The following is a 15,678-nucleotide window of genomic DNA, read 5'->3' as shown; positions in this document are numbered from 1 at the left end:
AAACGCCATGCATAACTGCGCCCTGATCCCGGTCTACAACCATGAAGCCGCCGTACCCGCCGTGGTCCACAGCCTGCTGAACAGCGGCCTGCCGTGCCTGTTGGTCGACGACGGCAGCAGCCCGGCCTGCGCGGCGGTCTTGGCGCAATTGGCCACACTCGAAAACGTCACCCTGCTGACCTTGCCCAACAACCAAGGCAAAGGCGGCGCAGTGATGGCCGGTTTCCGCGAAGCCGCGCGCCTGGGCTTCACGCATGCCCTGCAAGTAGACGCCGACGGCCAGCACGACCTGCGCGAAGTCGAGAGTTTCCTCGATACCTCACGCAGGCACCCCGACGCCGTAATCTGCGGCTACCCCGAATACGACGACAGCGTGCCCAAGGGCCGCCTCTACGCACGCTACCTGACCCACGTGTGGGTGTGGATCAACACCCTGTCGCTGCAGATTCGCGACTCGATGTGCGGCTTTCGCGTGTACCCGCTGGCGCCTACGCTGGCCCTGATGGACTCGGCCTACATCGGCACGCGCATGGATTTCGACTCCGACATCCTGGTGCGCCTGGCTTGGCGTAACCAGCCAATGCGCTGGCTGCCGACCAAGGTGCACTACCCCGCCGACGGCGTGTCGCACTTCCGCCTGCTGCGCGACAACGTGCGCATCTCGGCCATGCACACGCGGTTGTTCTTCGGCATGCTGGTGCGTGCGCCGATGATCCTGTGGCGACGGTGGCAGGCATGAGCGACAACACCAAGCACTGGGCCGACCGCGAAGAACGCGGCAGTTTCTGGCTGATGAAACTCACCGCCGTCGCCGCTAAAGTCCTTGGCCGCCGCCTGCTGAGCCCGTTGCTGTACGGCATCGTGCTGTACTTTTTCCTGTTCGGCCGCACAGCACGCCACAGCGCCTGGGAATACCAGCAGCGCCTGGCCGACTGGAGCGGGCGCGATGAGCTGCGGCCTACGCATAAAAAAGTCTTCGGCCAGTTCATGGCGTTTGCCGACTCATTGCTCGACAAGCTCGACGTGTGGAACGGCAAGCTGCACCTGGAACAGATCGAAATCAACGACCCGGCGCAATTGCGCGGGCAACTGCGCGGTGAACGCGGGCAGATGCTGGTCGGCGCGCATTTGGGCAACCTTGAAGTGTGCCGCGCGCTGGCCGAAATGGGTGAACAAGTCACCATGAACGTGCTGGTGCACACCAAGCACGCCGAGCGTTTCAACCGCCTGCTGGGCGAAGCCGGGGCCACCCATTTGCGCCTGATCCAAGTCAGCGAACTGGACCCGGCGACCATGCTGCTGCTCAGCCAGCGCCTGGACGACGGCGAATGGCTGGCAATTGCCGGCGACCGCGTACCCCTGCACGGCGGGCGCAAGGTGCGTGTGGATTTCCTCGGTTTTGACGCAGCATTCCCCCAAGGCCCGTGGCTGCTGGCCGGGCTGCTCAAATGCCCGGTGAACCTGCTGATGTGCCTGAAACACCAGGGCCGCTATCGCTTGACCATCGAGCCCTTCGCGCAATTGATCGAATGGAAGCGCAGCACCCGCGAGCAGGTCATCGCCCTGTGGACCGCGCGCTACGCCGCACGCCTGGGCCAGTTCTGCCTGGAAGCGCCCCAACAATGGTTCAACTTTTACCCTTTCTGGAAGACCGATGACGACGCATCTTGAGCCGGTAACCTTTGGCGAACGCGCTTTGCGCATTGAATACGTGCTGGCCTTGGCCAACCGTCAGGCGCCCACGCAGTTGCAGGGCGACGCGGCGTATCGCCAGCGCATTGCCAAAGGCGCGCAGTTCCTCGACTCGCTGCTGGACAAGGAAGGCGTGATCTACGGCGTGACCACCGGCTACGGCGACTCGTGCGTGGTGGCGGTGCCGTTGCAGCACGTCGAGGCGTTGCCACGTCACCTGTACACCTTCCACGGCTGCGGCCTGGGCAAGTTGCTCGACGCACAAGCCACCCGCGCGGTGCTGGCGGCGCGCTTGCAGTCGTTGTGCCACGGCGTTTCCGGGGTGCGTGTGGAGTTGCTGGAGCGTCTGCACGCATTCCTGGCGCACGACGTGCTGCCGCTGATCCCGGAAGAAGGCTCGGTGGGCGCCAGCGGGGATTTGACGCCGCTGTCCTACGTGGCCGCGACCTTGTCCGGCGAGCGCGAAGTGATGTTCGGTGGCGAACGTCGCCAGGCCGCCGATGTGCACCGCGAACTCGGCTGGGAGCCGCTGGTGCTACGCCCCAAAGAAGCCCTGGCCTTGATGAACGGTACCGCCGTGATGACCGGCCTCGCCTGCCTGGCCTTCGCCCGCGCCGACTACCTGCTGCAACTGGCCACGCGCATCACCGCGCTGAACGTGGTGGCGCTGCAAGGCAACCCGGAACACTTTGACGAGCGCCTGTTCGCCGCCAAGCCGCACCCGGGGCAGATGCAAGTCGCCGCGTGGCTGCGCAAAGACCTGGCGATTGATGCGCCAACCGCACCGCTGCACCGCCTGCAGGATCGCTACTCGCTGCGCTGTGCGCCCCACGTGCTCGGCGTGCTGGCCGACAGCCTGAACTGGCTGCGCTCATTTATCGAGATCGAACTGAACAGCGCCAACGACAACCCGATTATCGACGCCGAAGAAGAACGCGTACTGCACGGCGGGCACTTCTACGGCGGGCACATCGCCTTCGCGATGGACAGCCTCAAGACCTTGGTGGCCAACGTCGCCGACCTGCTCGACCGCCAGCTCGCACTGCTGGTGGATGTGCGTTACAACCACGGCTTGCCGAGCAACCTGTCCGGCGCGCCGGCCGACCGCGCGATGATCAACCACGGCTTCAAGGCCGTGCAGATCGGCACCAGTGCCTGGACCGCCGAAGCGCTGAAAAACACCATGCCGGCCAGCGTGTTCTCGCGCTCCACCGAGTGCCATAACCAGGACAAAGTGAGCATGGGCACCATCGCCGCCCGCGATGCCATCCGCGTGCTGGAGCTGACCGAACAGGTGGCCGCCGCCACCCTGCTCGCGGCCAACCAAGGTGTGTGGCTGCGTGCCCAGGCTGAGGATGCGCGGCCACTGCCGCCGGCCTTGGCAGCCATGCATGAAGCACTCGCCAAAGACTTCCCGCCGGTCATCGAAGACCGTGCGCTGGAAGGCGAACTGCGCCTGTGCCTCAAGCGTATCGCCGAGCAACACTGGAGGCTGCATGCGTAGCCAAGGCGTGTTGCATTGCGACACTGAAATCCGCGTGCCGTTTTTCGACATCGACACCATGAACGTGGTGTGGCACGGGCATTACGTGAAGTACCTGGAAGTGGCGCGCTGCGCGCTGCTGGACAAGCTCGGCCATAACTACACCGCGATGCTCGAATCCGGCTACGCCTGGCCGGTGATCGACATGCAGCTGCGCTACGTGCGCGGCGCCACCTTTGGCCAAACGATCAATGTGCGCGCCAGCCTGGTGGAATGGGAGAACCGTTTGAAGGTGAATTACCTGATCACTGATCTGGCCAGCGGCGAACGCCTGACCCGCGCCAGCACCGTGCAAGTGGCGGTAGAGATTGCCAGCCGCGAAATGCAGCTAGCCTCGCCGAAAATATTCACCGACGCCGTCGAAAGGGCCTTGGCATGAGAGTTTTAATCCTGTTTGCAAGCGTGATGCTGAGCCTCAGCGCTCATGCTTTTGAACGGCCGTCGAAAGGGCCTTGGCATGAGAGTTTTAATCCTGTTTGCAAGCGTGATGCTGAGCCTCAGCGCTCATGCTTTTGACCTGCAACAGCTGAGCGACCAGTTGGCTAAACCCTCAGTGATCCACGGCACCTTCACCCAGGAAAAACACCTGCGCGCCCTGCCGCAACCCTTGGTCAGCAAAGGCACCTTCGTGCTCGCCAAAGACCACGGCCTGCTGTGGCTGTTGAAAACGCCGTTGCAACAGGACTACCGCATCAGCACCGAAGGCATCGCGCGCCGCGACGCCAACGGCTGGCAGCTGCTGCCGAACAAGAGCGCCGGTGCCGAGCAGAACCGTCTGTTCCTCGCCGTACTCCAAGGCGACAGCAGCGGCCTGCAGCGCGACTTCGACCTGCAACTGCAAGGCGAGGCCAAGCAATGGAAGCTGACGCTGACCCCACGCTCATTGCTGCTCAAGCAAGTGTTCACCCAGATCAATATCGACGGCGGCGAGCTGGTCCAAACCATCCAACTGCTGGAAACCCAAGGCGACAGCACCGTGCTGCGCATGCAGGACAGCACGGCCGGCCAACCGTTGAGTGAAGCGGAGAGCCACGACTTTGCCCAGTGAGCGCCTGTTACCGCGCCTGTTCCTGATCCTGCTGGTGGCTGTACTGGCCCTGGCCGGGTGGCAGTGGCGCCAGGGTGCGCCGCTGTCGGCCAACCTGATGGAGCTGGTGCCGGGCAGCACGCCGGATGCACTGGAGCTCAAAGCCGAACAGCGCATGCAAGAACCGCTGAACCGCGAAATGCTGGTGTTGGTCGGGCATGCCGATCGGCAACAAGCCGTGACAGTCGCGCAGCAATTGGGCGAGCGCTGGCAAGCCAGCGGGCTGTTTGAAAAAGTGCAGTGGAACCTGCAAGCCGACCTGCCGGCGTTGCGCGAGCAACTGCTCCGCGGGCGACTGGCGATGCTCTCAGCCAAAGACCGCGAACAACTGATCGAGCACCCCGACGCCTTCATTCAGCAGCGTGTGCAAGCGTTGTTCGACCCGTTCACCGGGTTCAGCCTGGTGCCAAGCCAGGACGACTGGCTGGGCCTCACCGGACGTATCCAGAACAGCCAGCCGCAGCACGGTTCGGTGCAACTGGATATCGGCAGCGGCGCGTTGATCGCCGATGCCGACGGCAAAAGCTGGGTGCTGCTGCGCGCGCGTACCACCGGCAATGCCTTCGATATGAAACTGCCGCTGCAAGTGGCGGATCTGCTCCAGGCCAGCCGCACGCAGGCCAGTGAACAAGACGCGCAATTGCTCGCCGCCAGCGGGCTGCTCTACGCGGCCAATGGTCAGCAACAAGCGACCCGCGAAATCACCTGGGTCGGCGGCGGCGCCACCCTGGGCATTCTGTTATTGCTGTTGTTGGCGTTCCGCCGCTGGCGCGTGCTGCTGGCCTTTGTGCCGGTGCTGGTGGGCATGCTGTTTGGCGCGGTGGCCTGTGTGGCGCTGTTCGGCCATATGCATGTGATGACCGTGGTGCTGGGCTCCAGCCTGATCGGCGTGGCGGTGGATTACCCGCTGCACTACCTGTCCAAAAGCTGGAGCCTGCAGCCGTGGCGCAGTTGGCCGGCGTTGCGCCTGACGCTACCAGGGCTGAGCCTGAGCCTGGCCACCAGTTGCATCGGCTACTTGGCGCTGGCCTGGACGCCCTTCCCGGCGCTGACGCAAATCGCGGTGTTCTCCGCCGCCGGTTTAGTCGGCGCCTACCTGTCGGCCGTGTGCCTGTTGCCCGCGCTGCTCAAAGGCGTGGAGCTGCGCCCAGCGCAATGGCCGCTGCGCATCGCTGAAGGCCTGTGGCTGTTGCGTGCAGCCTTGATCAAACGCGTACCAAGCCCGGTGCTGCTGGCGCTGGTGCTGGTGTTTTGCGCCGGTGGCCTGTGGCACCTGAACAGCAAAAACGATATCCGCCAATGGATCGGCGCCCCACCGCACTTGCTGCAGGAAGCCCAGGCCGTGGCGCGCATCACCGGGTTCCAGCCCACCAGCCAATTCTTCCTGGTACGGGCCGACAATCAGCAGCAGTTGCTGGAGCGTCAGGCGGCCTTGGGCCAGCGCCTGGACCAACTGGTGAATATGGACAAGTTGCAGGGCTACCTGGCGCTCAACCAACTGGTCAGCCTGCCCGCCGAGCAACAACAACTGCGCGATGCGCTGAACCAGTTGCCGCAACACTGGCAGCCGCTGCTGGACCTTGGCGTGCCCGCCAGCGCGCTGCAAGCCGAAGTCGCGCAGCTGCAAGCGCTGCCCACCGAAGACATCGATGCCGCGCTGGCAGGCCCGTTGGCCGAGCCTTGGCGCACATTGTGGCTAGGCCCGGTAAACGGCGGCGTGGCGGCGATGGTCAGCCTGCAAGGCTTAAACAACCCTGCGTTGCTACGGGTGCAGGCGCTGGACCTGCCCGGCGTGCAATTGGTCGATCGCCTGGGCGACTTGAACCGCGTGTTCGCCGACACGCAGATCAGCGCCGCTGAATTGAAATTGATGTCGTGCGTGCTGATCGTGCTGTTGCTGATCCTGCCGTTCGGCTTCGGCGGCGCCTTGCGCATCGTCGCACTGCCGCTGCTCGCGGCGCTGTGCAGCCTGGCCAGCCTGGGTTGGTTGGGCCAACCGCTGACCCTGTTCAGCCTGTTCGGCCTGCTGCTGGTCACGGCCATCAGCGTCGACTACGCGATCTTGATGCGCGAGCAAATCGGCGGCCCTGCCGTGAGTCTTTTAGGTACGCTACTGGCAGCGCTGACGACTTGGTTGTCGTTTGGCCTGCTGGCAGTGTCGAGTACGCCGGCCGTGAGTAATTTCGGCCTGTCGGTCAGTTTGGGCCTGGCGTTCAGCTTTATGCTGGCGCCTTGGGCCGGCCAACAGAAGCACGCCTTATGAATGTGATTACCGCCAAAATGGCAAGGAGCCATCGTGCCCACAGTTGAAATGGAACGTCGCCAGGTGGTGGTGATTGGTGCCGGCCCGTCCGGTGCGATCGCTGCCGCGCTGTTAAAGCGCAACGGGCATGATGTATTGATTATCGAGCGTCAGCATTTCCCACGTTTCTCGATTGGCGAAAGCCTGCTGTCGCACTGCATCGATTTTATCGAAGAAGCCGGCATGCTCGAGGCCGTCCAGGCGGCAGGCTTTCAGTTGAAAACCGGCGCCGCGTTTGCCTGGGGCGAGCGCTACAGCGCGTTTGATTTTGGTGACACGTTCAGCAACGGCAAGCCCACCACCTTCCAGGTGCAGCGCGGCGAATTCGACAAATTGCTGGCCGACCAGGCCGCCGTGCAAGGCGTGGACATTCGCTACGGCGAAACCATCGTCGGCGTGGACTTCGCCGGCGAAAGCCGCTACCTGCACGTGCGCCGCGAGAATGGCAGCGAGTACCACCTCAAGGCCAAGTTCGTGCTCGACGCCAGCGGCTACGGCCGCGTGCTGCCGCGCCTGCTGGACCTGGAAGCACCGTCAAATTTCCCGCTGCGTCAGGCGGTTTTCACCCACGTTGAAGACCACATCGACCACCCAGGCTTCGACCGCACCAAGATCCTGATCACCACCCACCCCACCCAGCGCGACATCTGGTTCTGGACCATCCCGTTCAGCAACGGTCGCTGCTCGGTGGGCGTGGTTGCGGCCAAGGAGCATTTCGACGGCCGCGACAGCGACCTCGACGCCTGCCTGCGCGGCTTTATCGCAGAAACCCCAAGCCTTGCCGGCGTGCTGCAAAACGCCGTGTGGGACACGCCCGCGCGCACCATCGGTGGCTACTCCGCCAACGTCAAAACCCTGCACGGCCCGGGCTTTGCGCTGCTGGGCAACGCGGCGGAATTCCTCGACCCGGTGTTTTCTTCAGGTGTGACCATCGCCATGCGCTCGGCAAGCATGGCCGCGGGGCTGCTGCATCGCCAACTCAAGGGCGAAACAGTGGATTGGCAAACCGAGTTTGCCGAGCCGTTGAAGCGCGGCGTCGATACCTTCCGTTGCTACGTCGAAGGCTGGTACGCCGGCACCTTCCAGGATGTGATTTTCCACCCGAGCAGCTCGCCGGAGATTCGCCGGATGATCAGCTCGATCCTCGCCGGCTATGCGTGGGATGAGCGCAACCCGTTTGTCAGCGAGCCCAAGCGGCGGTTGCGGATGTTGTCGGAGATTTGTGCGGGCGAAACAGTATGAGCACTCAATACCTGAGTAAAAACTACGTCGAAGAAACCAAGTTCGGCTTCTGGTTCCTGCGCAGCCACACCTGGCAGCATCACGTGTTGCGCGTGGCGATCAACGACCTGCGCAGCTTGTTCACCGAGCCACTACCGGTAGCGCCGGTGTTGCTGGACGCCGGTTGCGGCCAGGGCAAATCGTTCCAGTATTTACAGCACGTGTTCGCGCCGCAGCGGCTGATCGGCCTGGACGCCGACCCTCACAGCCTGGAACTGAGCAAGGCCGAAGCCGCGCGCCAGGGCCTGACCATCGAGCTGATCGGCAGCGACTGCGCCACCCTGCAAGTGCCGGATGAAAGCGTCGATATCCTGTTCTGCCACCAGACCTTCCACCACCTGGTGGAACAGCATCGCGCCTTGAAAGAGTTCTACCGCGTGCTCAAACCGGGCGGCTACTTGCTGTTTGCCGAGTCCACCGAAGCCTACATCGACACCTGGGTGATTCGCTGGCTGTTCCGCCACCCGATGCACGTGCAGAAAAGCGCCGAAGAGTATTTGCAAATGCTGCGCGAGCAGGGCTTTGAATTCGGCCCGCAGAACGTCTCGTATCCGTACTTATGGTGGAGCCGTTCCAGCGATTTCGGCTTGCTCGAGCGCTGGGGCCTGCGCAACCCGCCACCGGTGGGCCAGCGTGAAGAGACCTTGGTGAACTGCGTGGCGCGTAAGCCTTTAGTGAGCGCCGCACCATGATCCGCCTGCTGTTGATCGGCTGCCTGTTGCTGCTGAGCGCCTGCGCTAGCCAGCCGCCATTGCCGGAAAAACCCCCAGCCCTGGCCTTGCCGATGCAACTGCATGTGCAGCGCCTGGCAGGCGGCCAGAGCCTGGATTGGCTGCTGGTGATCCAGCGCGAAGGCGCAGCCATTCGCTGGTCGATGATGGACCCGCTGGGCATTCCCCAGGCCCGGCAAAAGCTGGTAGATGGCCAGTGGCAGGCCGATGGCTTGCTGCCGCCCAACCCTCAAGCCCGCGAGTTGTTCGCCGCACTGCTGTTTGCCCTGACCTCGGCGGATGACGTGCGCGCGCTGTACCCCAGCGCCCAAGCCATGGACCTCACGCGCACGCTGCCAGGCCATTGGCAAATCGTGTATCAGTCTTCCGAGGTGTTTAGCGTGAACATGACGGGCCAGCCGTTGAGCTACCGCATCACGCCGCTTGGGGTTGCCCGATGACAGCTTATCTAAATGCGCTGGGCGTGATCTGTGCCTTGGGGCGCGGCCAGGCCGAGGTCAGCCGCAGCCTGTTTGCCGGCGACTGCTCCGGTATGCGCGCCGAGAGCGGCTGGGTGCCGGAACGTGTGTTGCCGGTGGGTGGCGTGCGCAGCGAGCTAGCGACTATCCCTGTCGAACTGAACCAGCAAAGCAGCCGCAACAACCAGTTGCTGCTGGAAGCGGCGTTGCAGATTGAAAGCGAGATCCGCCAGGCAATCCACGATTACGGCGCATCGCGAGTCGGCGTGGTTTTGGGCACCAGCACTTCGGGCATTGACGAAGCCAGCCGTGGCATCGCCAATTACCTGCGCGACCAGCAATTCCCCGGCGACTACGACTACCAACAACAGGAACTCAGCGCCCCGGCGAATTTCCTTGCCGACTGGCTGCAACTGAGCGGCCCGGCCTATGTGATTTCCACCGCCTGCACCTCCAGCGCCCGCGCGTTGATGAGTGCTCAACGCCTGCTGGACCTGGGCATGTGTGACGCGGTGATCTGCGGCGGTGTCGACAGCCTGTGCAAGCTGACGCTGAACGGTTTTACCTCGCTGGAAGCCGTCTCCAGCGAGCGCTGCAATCCCTTTTCAGTGAACCGCAATGGCATCAATATCGGCGAAGCGGCGGTGCTGTTTCTGATGACTAAAACACCTGCACCCATTGCTTTGCTGGGCAGTGGCGCCAGTTGCGACGCGCACCATATCTCCGCGCCCGAGCCCACCGGCAAGGGCGCGTTGCAGGCGATGCGCAAGGCTTTGGCCAGCGCGAAGCTTGCGCCCGAGCACATCGGTTACCTGAACCTGCACGGCACCGCCACCCAACACAACGACGCCATGGAAAGCCTGGCTGTCGCCAGCCTGTTTCCCGAAGGCGTGGCCTGTTCTTCGACCAAGCCCATGACTGGCCACACGCTCGGTGCAGCCGGCGCGCTGGAAGCGGCGTTCTGCTGGCTGAGCCTGACACACGGCTTGGTACCACCGCATGTGTGGGACGGCCACGCCGACCCGGCGCTGCCGGCCTTGCAATGGGCGCAGGCCGGCGACACCCTGAAAAAGCGCTGCCTGATGAGCAACTCGTTTGCTTTCGGCGGTAATAACGTCAGCCTGATAATCGCAGAGGCCCCATGATCGATTGGCCACTCGCCGAACTGCTGCCCCATGCGGGCGACATGATCCTGATCGACCAGGTGTTGTCGTTCGATGAAGAGCAGATTCACACCCGCCTCACCGTCAAGCCCGGCGGCCTGTTCAACCGCGCGGACGGCAGCCTGCCGGCCTGGGTCGGCATCGAGCTGATGGCGCAAAGCGTCGCCGCCTATGCCGGGTGCCGCGCGCGCCAGAAAGGCGATGCGGTGGAATTGGGCTTCCTGCTCGGCACCCGCAAGTTCGAGTGCAACGTGGAACACTTCCCGGCAGGCGCCGAGTTGCGCATCCACGGCCTGCGCTCGCTGGAAGACGACAACGGCATGGGTGTGTTCGAATGCCACCTCACCGGCGACGGTATCCAGGCCAGCGCACGCTTGAACGTATTTCGACCGCCACAGGCGGCCAATTATTTAGATGAACCGAAGGACGAAACGCCATGACTGAATCCGTACTGGTCACCGGCTCCAGCCGTGGCATCGGCCGCGCCATTGCCCTGCGCCTGGCGCAGGCCGGGCATGACATCGTGCTGCATTGCCGCAGTGGCCGCGTTGAAGCGGACGCGGTGCAGGTCGAGATTGAAGCCTTGGGCCGCAAGGCTCGCGTGCTGCAATTCGATGTGGCGGATCGCGCCAGCTGCAAGGCAATCCTTGAGGCCGACGTGGAGCAACATGGCGCCTACTACGGCGTGGTGCTCAATGCCGGCCTGACCCGCGACGGTGCGTTCCCAGCCTTGTCCGAAGACGATTGGGACGTGGTGATGCGCACCAACCTCGACGGTTTCTACAATGTGCTGCACCCGGTAATGATGCCGATGATTCGTCGTCGCACCGCCGGCCGTATCGTGTGCATCACCTCGGTGTCGGGGCTGATCGGCAACCGTGGGCAGGTCAACTACAGCGCGTCGAAAGCCGGCTTGATCGGCGCGGCCAAGGCCCTCGCTATTGAATTGGGCAAGCGCAAAATCACCGTCAACTGTGTGGCGCCCGGCTTGATCGACACTGCGATGCTGGATGAAAACGTGCCGGTAGAAGAGCTGATGAAAATGATCCCGGCACAGCGCATGGGCACGCCGGAAGAAGTCGCCGGTGCAGTGAATTTCCTGATGTCGGCCGAGGCTGGCTACATCACGCGCCAGGTGTTGGCCGTGAACGGAGGCCTGTGCTGATGAAGCGCGTCGTCGTCACCGGCATGGCCGGCATGACCTCCCTGGGCTGCGACTGGGACACCATCGCCGCCAACTTTCGCGCCAACCGCAGCGGCATTCGGCGCATGGACGAGTGGGACCGTTTCACCGAACTGAACACGCGACTGGCCGGGCCCATCGACGATTTCGTGGTGCCTGCCCATTGGACGCGCAAGCAACTGCGCAGCATGGGCCGCGTCTCGCGCCTGGCCGTGTGGGCGGCAGAGCAGGCGCTGCAGGACGCCGGCTTGCTCGGCGACGAGTCGATCAAGGACGGGCGTATGGGCGTGGCCTGTGGCTCGTCCACCGGTAGCACCGATGAGATCAAGGCGTTCGGCAATATGCTGCTGAACTCCGTGGCCGAGGGGCTGAATGCCAACTCCTATGTGCGCATGATGCCGCACACCACGGCGGCGAATATCAGCATCTTCTTTGGCCTCACCGGGCGGCTGATCCCGACGTCCAGCGCCTGCACCAGTGGCAGCCAAGGCATCGGCTATGCCTACGAGGCGATCAAGTTCGGTCGCCTGCCGTTGATGCTCGCCGGCGGCGCGGAAGAATTGTGCCCTACCGAAGCGATGGTGTTCGACGCGCTGTACGCCACCAGCCTGAAAAACGATGCGCCACAGACCAGCCCACGCCCTTACGACAGCGGCCGCGATGGCCTGGTGATCGGCGAAGGCGGCGGCATGTTGGTGCTCGAAGAACTCGAACACGCGTTGGCACGCGGGGCGCACATCCACGCCGAGCTGGTGGGTTTCGGCAGCAACGCCGACGGCCAGCACACCACACGCCCGGAGCAGAAAACCATGCGCCGCGCGATGGAACTGGCCCTGGAAGATGCCGGGCTTGAGCCTTCGGCCATCGGCTACGTGAACGGCCATGGCACTGCCACTGATCAAGGCGATATTGCCGAGACATTGGCGACCAGCAGCCTGTTCGGCAGCCGCATGCCCATCAGCTCGCAGAAAAGCTTCCTCGGCCACACCTTGGGCGCGTGCGGCGCACTGGAGTCCTGGTTCAGCATTGAAATGATGAACCGCGACCAGTACGTGCACACCTTCAACCTCGATTCGGTCGACCCGCAATGCGGCGAGCTGGATTACCTGCAAGGTGGCTTTCGCGAAATGCACAACGATTACGTGATGAACAACAACTTTGCGTTTGGCGGCGTCAACACCTCGCTGATCTTCCGCCGCTGGTCCTGAATTTTTAATCGATTGGAGAAAACGGAATGTCTTCCTTGCTACGCGCCACCCTGATCACCCTGGCGTTGCTGACCACCGCCGGCTGCACCAACAAACCGGTGCTCAACACCCAGCACGCGCTGCCGGCCGACACCCAGGTCAGCGAAGACAAAATGAAGCAGGTCATCGTCAACGCCCTGCAAAAACGCGAGTGGACCGTGCAACGCCTGAGCCCACAACTGGTGCAGGCCGAAATCACCGTGCGTAACCAGTACTACGCCGCCATCGACATCCGTTACACCCGCAACAGCTACGCCATCACCTACCGCGACAGCCGCGACCTGGGCTACAAGGACGGCAAGATCCATCGCAACTACAACCGCTGGGTGAACAACTTGGACAGCGACATCATGGCGGGTTTGCGCAGCAATGGCGCGAATGAGCCGGGGTCGGCGGCGCAGTTGTTTGAGCAGACGGGGACGTCGAAGCAGAACTGATACACCCGCTTTCCTGTGGCGAGGGAGCAAGCTCCCTCGCCACAGGTTATTCGCCCGTCATACCAACGCCTTACGGGTTAGAAGTTCCACAAACGCCCGGGGGTCGGCGGCGCAGTTGTTTGAGCAGACGGGGACGTCGAAGCAGAACTGATACACCCGCTTTCCTGTGGCGAGGGAGCAAGCTCCCTCGCCACAGGTTATTCGCCCGTCATACCAACGCCTTACGGGTTAGAAGTTCCACAAACGCCTTGGCCATCGGGGTTTGCGCGCCTTTGCGTTGCACCAGCCACACGGCCGTCACTGCTTCCTGATCGAGCAGCGTGCGATACACCACGCCATCAATGCGTATGCGCTGGTAAGACGCCGGCAGCACCGACACACCCAACCCCGCCGCCACCAAACCGATGATGGTCATCGCCTCTCCGGCTTCCTGGGCGAAGTGCGGGCTGAAGCCGGCGTCACGGGCCAGGCTGAGCAGTTGCGCATACAGGCCACTGCCATAGGTGCGTGGGAAGAATACAAACGGCTCCTGCGCCAGTTGCGCCAGGTGCAAACCGCGCTCGCTGCCTTCCACCAGCGGGTGGCCGGCATTCAGTACGGCGACCAGAGGCTCACGCATCAGTTCGATGACGCTAAGCGAGTCGGGCAACGGCAGCGGCCGCATAAGCCCGACCTGGATCGACTCATCCACCAGCGACTCGGCCACTTCGGTGCTGCTCATCTCTTGCAGGTTCAGGTGCACCGCCGGGAACGCCTGACGAAACGCAAAGATCGCCTGCGGAATGCTGGAATTGAACGGCGCCGACGAGGTGAAGCCAATCTTCAACTCCCCCAGTTCGCCCAACTGCGCGCGCCGGGCCACGTCCGCCGCCTTGTCTACCTGCGCCAGCACTAATCGCGCCTCGTGCAGGAACAACCGCCCCGCCTCACTCAGCTCGACCCGACGATTGGTCCGCTCAAACAAGCGCGCGCCCACCTCTTGCTCCAGCGCCTGAATCTGCTGGCTCAGCGGCGGTTGCGAGATGCCCAGTACCTGCGCGGCACGGCCAAAATGCAGCTCTTCGGCGACGGCGATGAAGTACCGCAGGTGACGCAATTCCATGCAAACCTCATTAGGTCGTTAAAGCTATCAAACAGGTCGAATAATATATTGGAAAGAATCATTAGGCAGCTATATTCTTTTTTGCATTGCCAGTCCTGGCAGGCTTTCCCTCGCCGAGGTCCCCGTGAAATCTGCTGTCGCTCCATCTGCTCAAGACGTCCCACCTACCGCCTTAGATGAGGTGGTGGCACAGCTCAACGAGCAGTTCATCGAAAAAGGCACGCCGATGTTCATGCGCACCGTGCTGGCGCTGTTCTCCGGTGGGTTTGCGACCTTTGCGCTGCTGTATTGCGTGCAGCCGATGATGCCGGCGCTGTCCCACGAGTTTTCCATCAATGCGGCGCAAAGCAGCCTGATCCTGTCGGTTGCCACGGCGATGCTTGCCTTGGGATTGCTGATCACCGGGCCGATTTCCGACCGGCTGGGGCGCAAGCCCGTGATGGTGTCCGCGTTGTTCTGTGCCGCGCTGGCGACCATCGCCAGTGGCTTGATGCCGACGTGGGAAGGGATTCTGCTGATGCGCGCGTTGGTGGGTTTGTCACTGAGCGGTCTGGCCGCTGTAGCGATGACCTACCTGAGCGAAGAGATTCACCCGCAACACATCGGCCTGGCCATGGGGCTCTACATTGGCGGCAACGCGATTGGTGGCATGAGCGGGCGCCTGATCATGGGCGTGCTGATCGACTTCGTCAGTTGGCACACCGCCACGCTGATCATCGGCGCCCTGGCGCTGATCGCGGCCACGGTGTTCTGGAAGATCCTCCCCGAGTCGCGCAACTTCCGCGCCAGCAGCCTCAAGCCACGCAACCTGATGGATGGCTTTGTCATGCACTTCAAGGACGCGGGCCTGCCGTGGTTGTTCCTCGAAGCGTTCCTGCTGATGGGTGCGTTCGTGACGATGTTCAACTACATCGGCTATCGCCTGCTGGCTTCGCCTTACGAATTAAGCCAAGCCCTGGTCGGCCTGCTGTCGCTGGTGTACCTCTCGGGCATCTACAGCTCGGCGAAAATCGGCTCACTGGCTGATCGGCTCGGCCGTCGTCGTGTGTTGTGGGGCACCATCGTGCTGATGCTTTCGGGGATGTTACTGACACTGTTCACCCCGCTATGGCTGGTGGTGCCGGGCATGCTGATCTTTACCTTCGGCTTCTTCGGCGCCCACTCGGTGGCCAGCAGCTGGATCGGCCGCCGCGCAGTCAAGGCCAAGGGGCAGGCGTCGTCGCTGTACTTGTTCTGCTACTACGTGGGCTCGAGTATTGCGGGTACGGCGGGTGGGTTCTTCTGGCATTTTGCCGGGTGGAATGGGATTGGTGGGTTTATCGTGGCGCTGTTGATTGGCGCGCTGTTGGTGGCGTTGAAGCTGGCGAAGCTGGCGCCGCTGGGGAATGTATAGGCCTGACGCGATTTGCTGTATGTGGGAGCTGGCGTGCCTGCGATAGCGGTAGTGAATTC

16 protein-coding genes are annotated in these 15,678 nt (G+C 63.0%); 15 read left to right on the top strand and 1 reads right to left on the bottom strand.

Annotation, left to right across the window (positions count from 1 at the left end; translation table 11 throughout):
- The first annotated feature begins 7 nt into the window (after window positions 1–7).
- From GJU48_RS25035 to GJU48_RS01935, 14 genes are all read left to right on the top strand, one after another.
- Window positions 8–739 (top strand): glycosyltransferase family 2 protein, encoded by a 732-nt coding sequence (locus GJU48_RS25035; RefSeq protein ID WP_256671237.1) that lies wholly within the window; start codon window positions 8–10, stop codon window positions 737–739.
- On the top strand, window positions 736–1,671 hold the full coding sequence (locus GJU48_RS01995) for an LpxL/LpxP family acyltransferase (RefSeq protein WP_094949270.1): 936 nt from the start codon (window positions 736–738) through the stop codon (window positions 1,669–1,671). The genes GJU48_RS25035 and GJU48_RS01995 overlap by 4 nt, the downstream gene beginning before the upstream one ends.
- On the top strand, window positions 1,655–3,196 hold the full coding sequence (locus GJU48_RS01990) for an HAL/PAL/TAL family ammonia-lyase (RefSeq protein WP_094949271.1): 1,542 nt from the start codon (window positions 1,655–1,657) through the stop codon (window positions 3,194–3,196). The genes GJU48_RS01995 and GJU48_RS01990 overlap by 17 nt, the downstream gene beginning before the upstream one ends.
- Window positions 3,189–3,614: an acyl-CoA thioesterase gene (locus GJU48_RS01985; RefSeq protein WP_094949272.1), complete on the top strand. Its 426-nt coding sequence runs from the start codon at window positions 3,189–3,191 to the stop codon at window positions 3,612–3,614. Before GJU48_RS01990 ends, GJU48_RS01985 begins: the two co-directional genes overlap by 8 nt.
- Before the next feature lie 78 nt (window positions 3,615–3,692).
- A complete protein-coding gene (locus GJU48_RS01980) occupies window positions 3,693–4,283 on the top strand; it encodes an outer membrane lipoprotein carrier protein LolA (RefSeq protein ID WP_094949273.1) in 591 nt (196 codons plus the stop codon).
- Window positions 4,273–6,585 carry an MMPL family transporter gene (locus tag GJU48_RS01975; protein WP_094949274.1) on the top strand — a complete coding sequence of 771 codons (2,313 nt, stop codon included), beginning with the start codon at window positions 4,273–4,275 and terminating at the stop codon, window positions 6,583–6,585. The genes GJU48_RS01980 and GJU48_RS01975 overlap by 11 nt, the downstream gene beginning before the upstream one ends.
- Before the next feature lie 33 nt (window positions 6,586–6,618).
- Window positions 6,619–7,866, top strand: a complete 1,248-nt coding sequence (locus GJU48_RS01970) for an NAD(P)/FAD-dependent oxidoreductase (RefSeq protein ID WP_242154019.1) — start codon at window positions 6,619–6,621, stop codon at window positions 7,864–7,866.
- Window positions 7,863–8,597: a class I SAM-dependent methyltransferase gene (locus GJU48_RS01965; protein ID WP_094949276.1), complete on the top strand. Its 735-nt coding sequence runs from the start codon at window positions 7,863–7,865 to the stop codon at window positions 8,595–8,597. Before GJU48_RS01970 ends, GJU48_RS01965 begins: the two co-directional genes overlap by 4 nt.
- Window positions 8,594–9,076 (top strand): hypothetical protein, encoded by a 483-nt coding sequence (locus GJU48_RS01960; protein WP_094949277.1) that lies wholly within the window; start codon window positions 8,594–8,596, stop codon window positions 9,074–9,076. Before GJU48_RS01965 ends, GJU48_RS01960 begins: the two co-directional genes overlap by 4 nt.
- On the top strand, window positions 9,073–10,239 hold the full coding sequence (locus GJU48_RS01955) for a beta-ketoacyl-[acyl-carrier-protein] synthase family protein (RefSeq protein ID WP_094949278.1): 1,167 nt from the start codon (window positions 9,073–9,075) through the stop codon (window positions 10,237–10,239). Before GJU48_RS01960 ends, GJU48_RS01955 begins: the two co-directional genes overlap by 4 nt.
- The gene (locus tag GJU48_RS01950) at window positions 10,236–10,697 is read left to right on the top strand and encodes a hotdog family protein (protein ID WP_083355642.1); all 462 of its coding nucleotides are present in this window, start codon (window positions 10,236–10,238) and stop codon (window positions 10,695–10,697) included. Before GJU48_RS01955 ends, GJU48_RS01950 begins: the two co-directional genes overlap by 4 nt.
- Window positions 10,694–11,422 (top strand): 3-oxoacyl-ACP reductase FabG, encoded by a 729-nt coding sequence (fabG, locus tag GJU48_RS01945; RefSeq protein WP_094949279.1) that lies wholly within the window; start codon window positions 10,694–10,696, stop codon window positions 11,420–11,422. Before GJU48_RS01950 ends, fabG begins: the two co-directional genes overlap by 4 nt.
- Window positions 11,422–12,648, top strand: a complete 1,227-nt coding sequence (locus GJU48_RS01940; RefSeq protein WP_094949280.1) for a beta-ketoacyl-ACP synthase — start codon at window positions 11,422–11,424, stop codon at window positions 12,646–12,648. Before fabG ends, GJU48_RS01940 begins: the two co-directional genes overlap by 1 nt.
- A 26-nt stretch (window positions 12,649–12,674) precedes the next feature.
- Window positions 12,675–13,124: a hypothetical protein gene (locus tag GJU48_RS01935; protein WP_094949281.1), complete on the top strand. Its 450-nt coding sequence runs from the start codon at window positions 12,675–12,677 to the stop codon at window positions 13,122–13,124.
- Between the two features lie 208 nt (window positions 13,125–13,332).
- Here the strand turns inward: GJU48_RS01935 and GJU48_RS01930 are convergent, their stop codons facing one another.
- A complete protein-coding gene (locus GJU48_RS01930) occupies window positions 13,333–14,226 on the bottom strand; it encodes a LysR family transcriptional regulator (RefSeq protein WP_094949282.1) in 894 nt (297 codons plus the stop codon).
- 181 nt (window positions 14,227–14,407) lie between these two features.
- Here GJU48_RS01930 and GJU48_RS01925 point away from each other — a divergent pair, with 181 nt between their 5' ends.
- Window positions 14,408–15,619, top strand: coding sequence for an MFS transporter (locus tag GJU48_RS01925; protein WP_371917644.1), 1,212 nt, complete (start codon window positions 14,408–14,410; stop codon window positions 15,617–15,619).
- Window positions 15,620–15,678: the final 59 nt, after the last annotated feature.

The sequence above is a fragment of the Pseudomonas sp. IB20 genome (assembly GCF_009707325.1).
Lineage (GTDB): Bacteria > Pseudomonadota > Gammaproteobacteria > Pseudomonadales > Pseudomonadaceae > Aquipseudomonas.
Note: the sequence above shows the minus strand (reverse complement) of the source record. Positions and strands in the feature narration are given on the sequence as shown.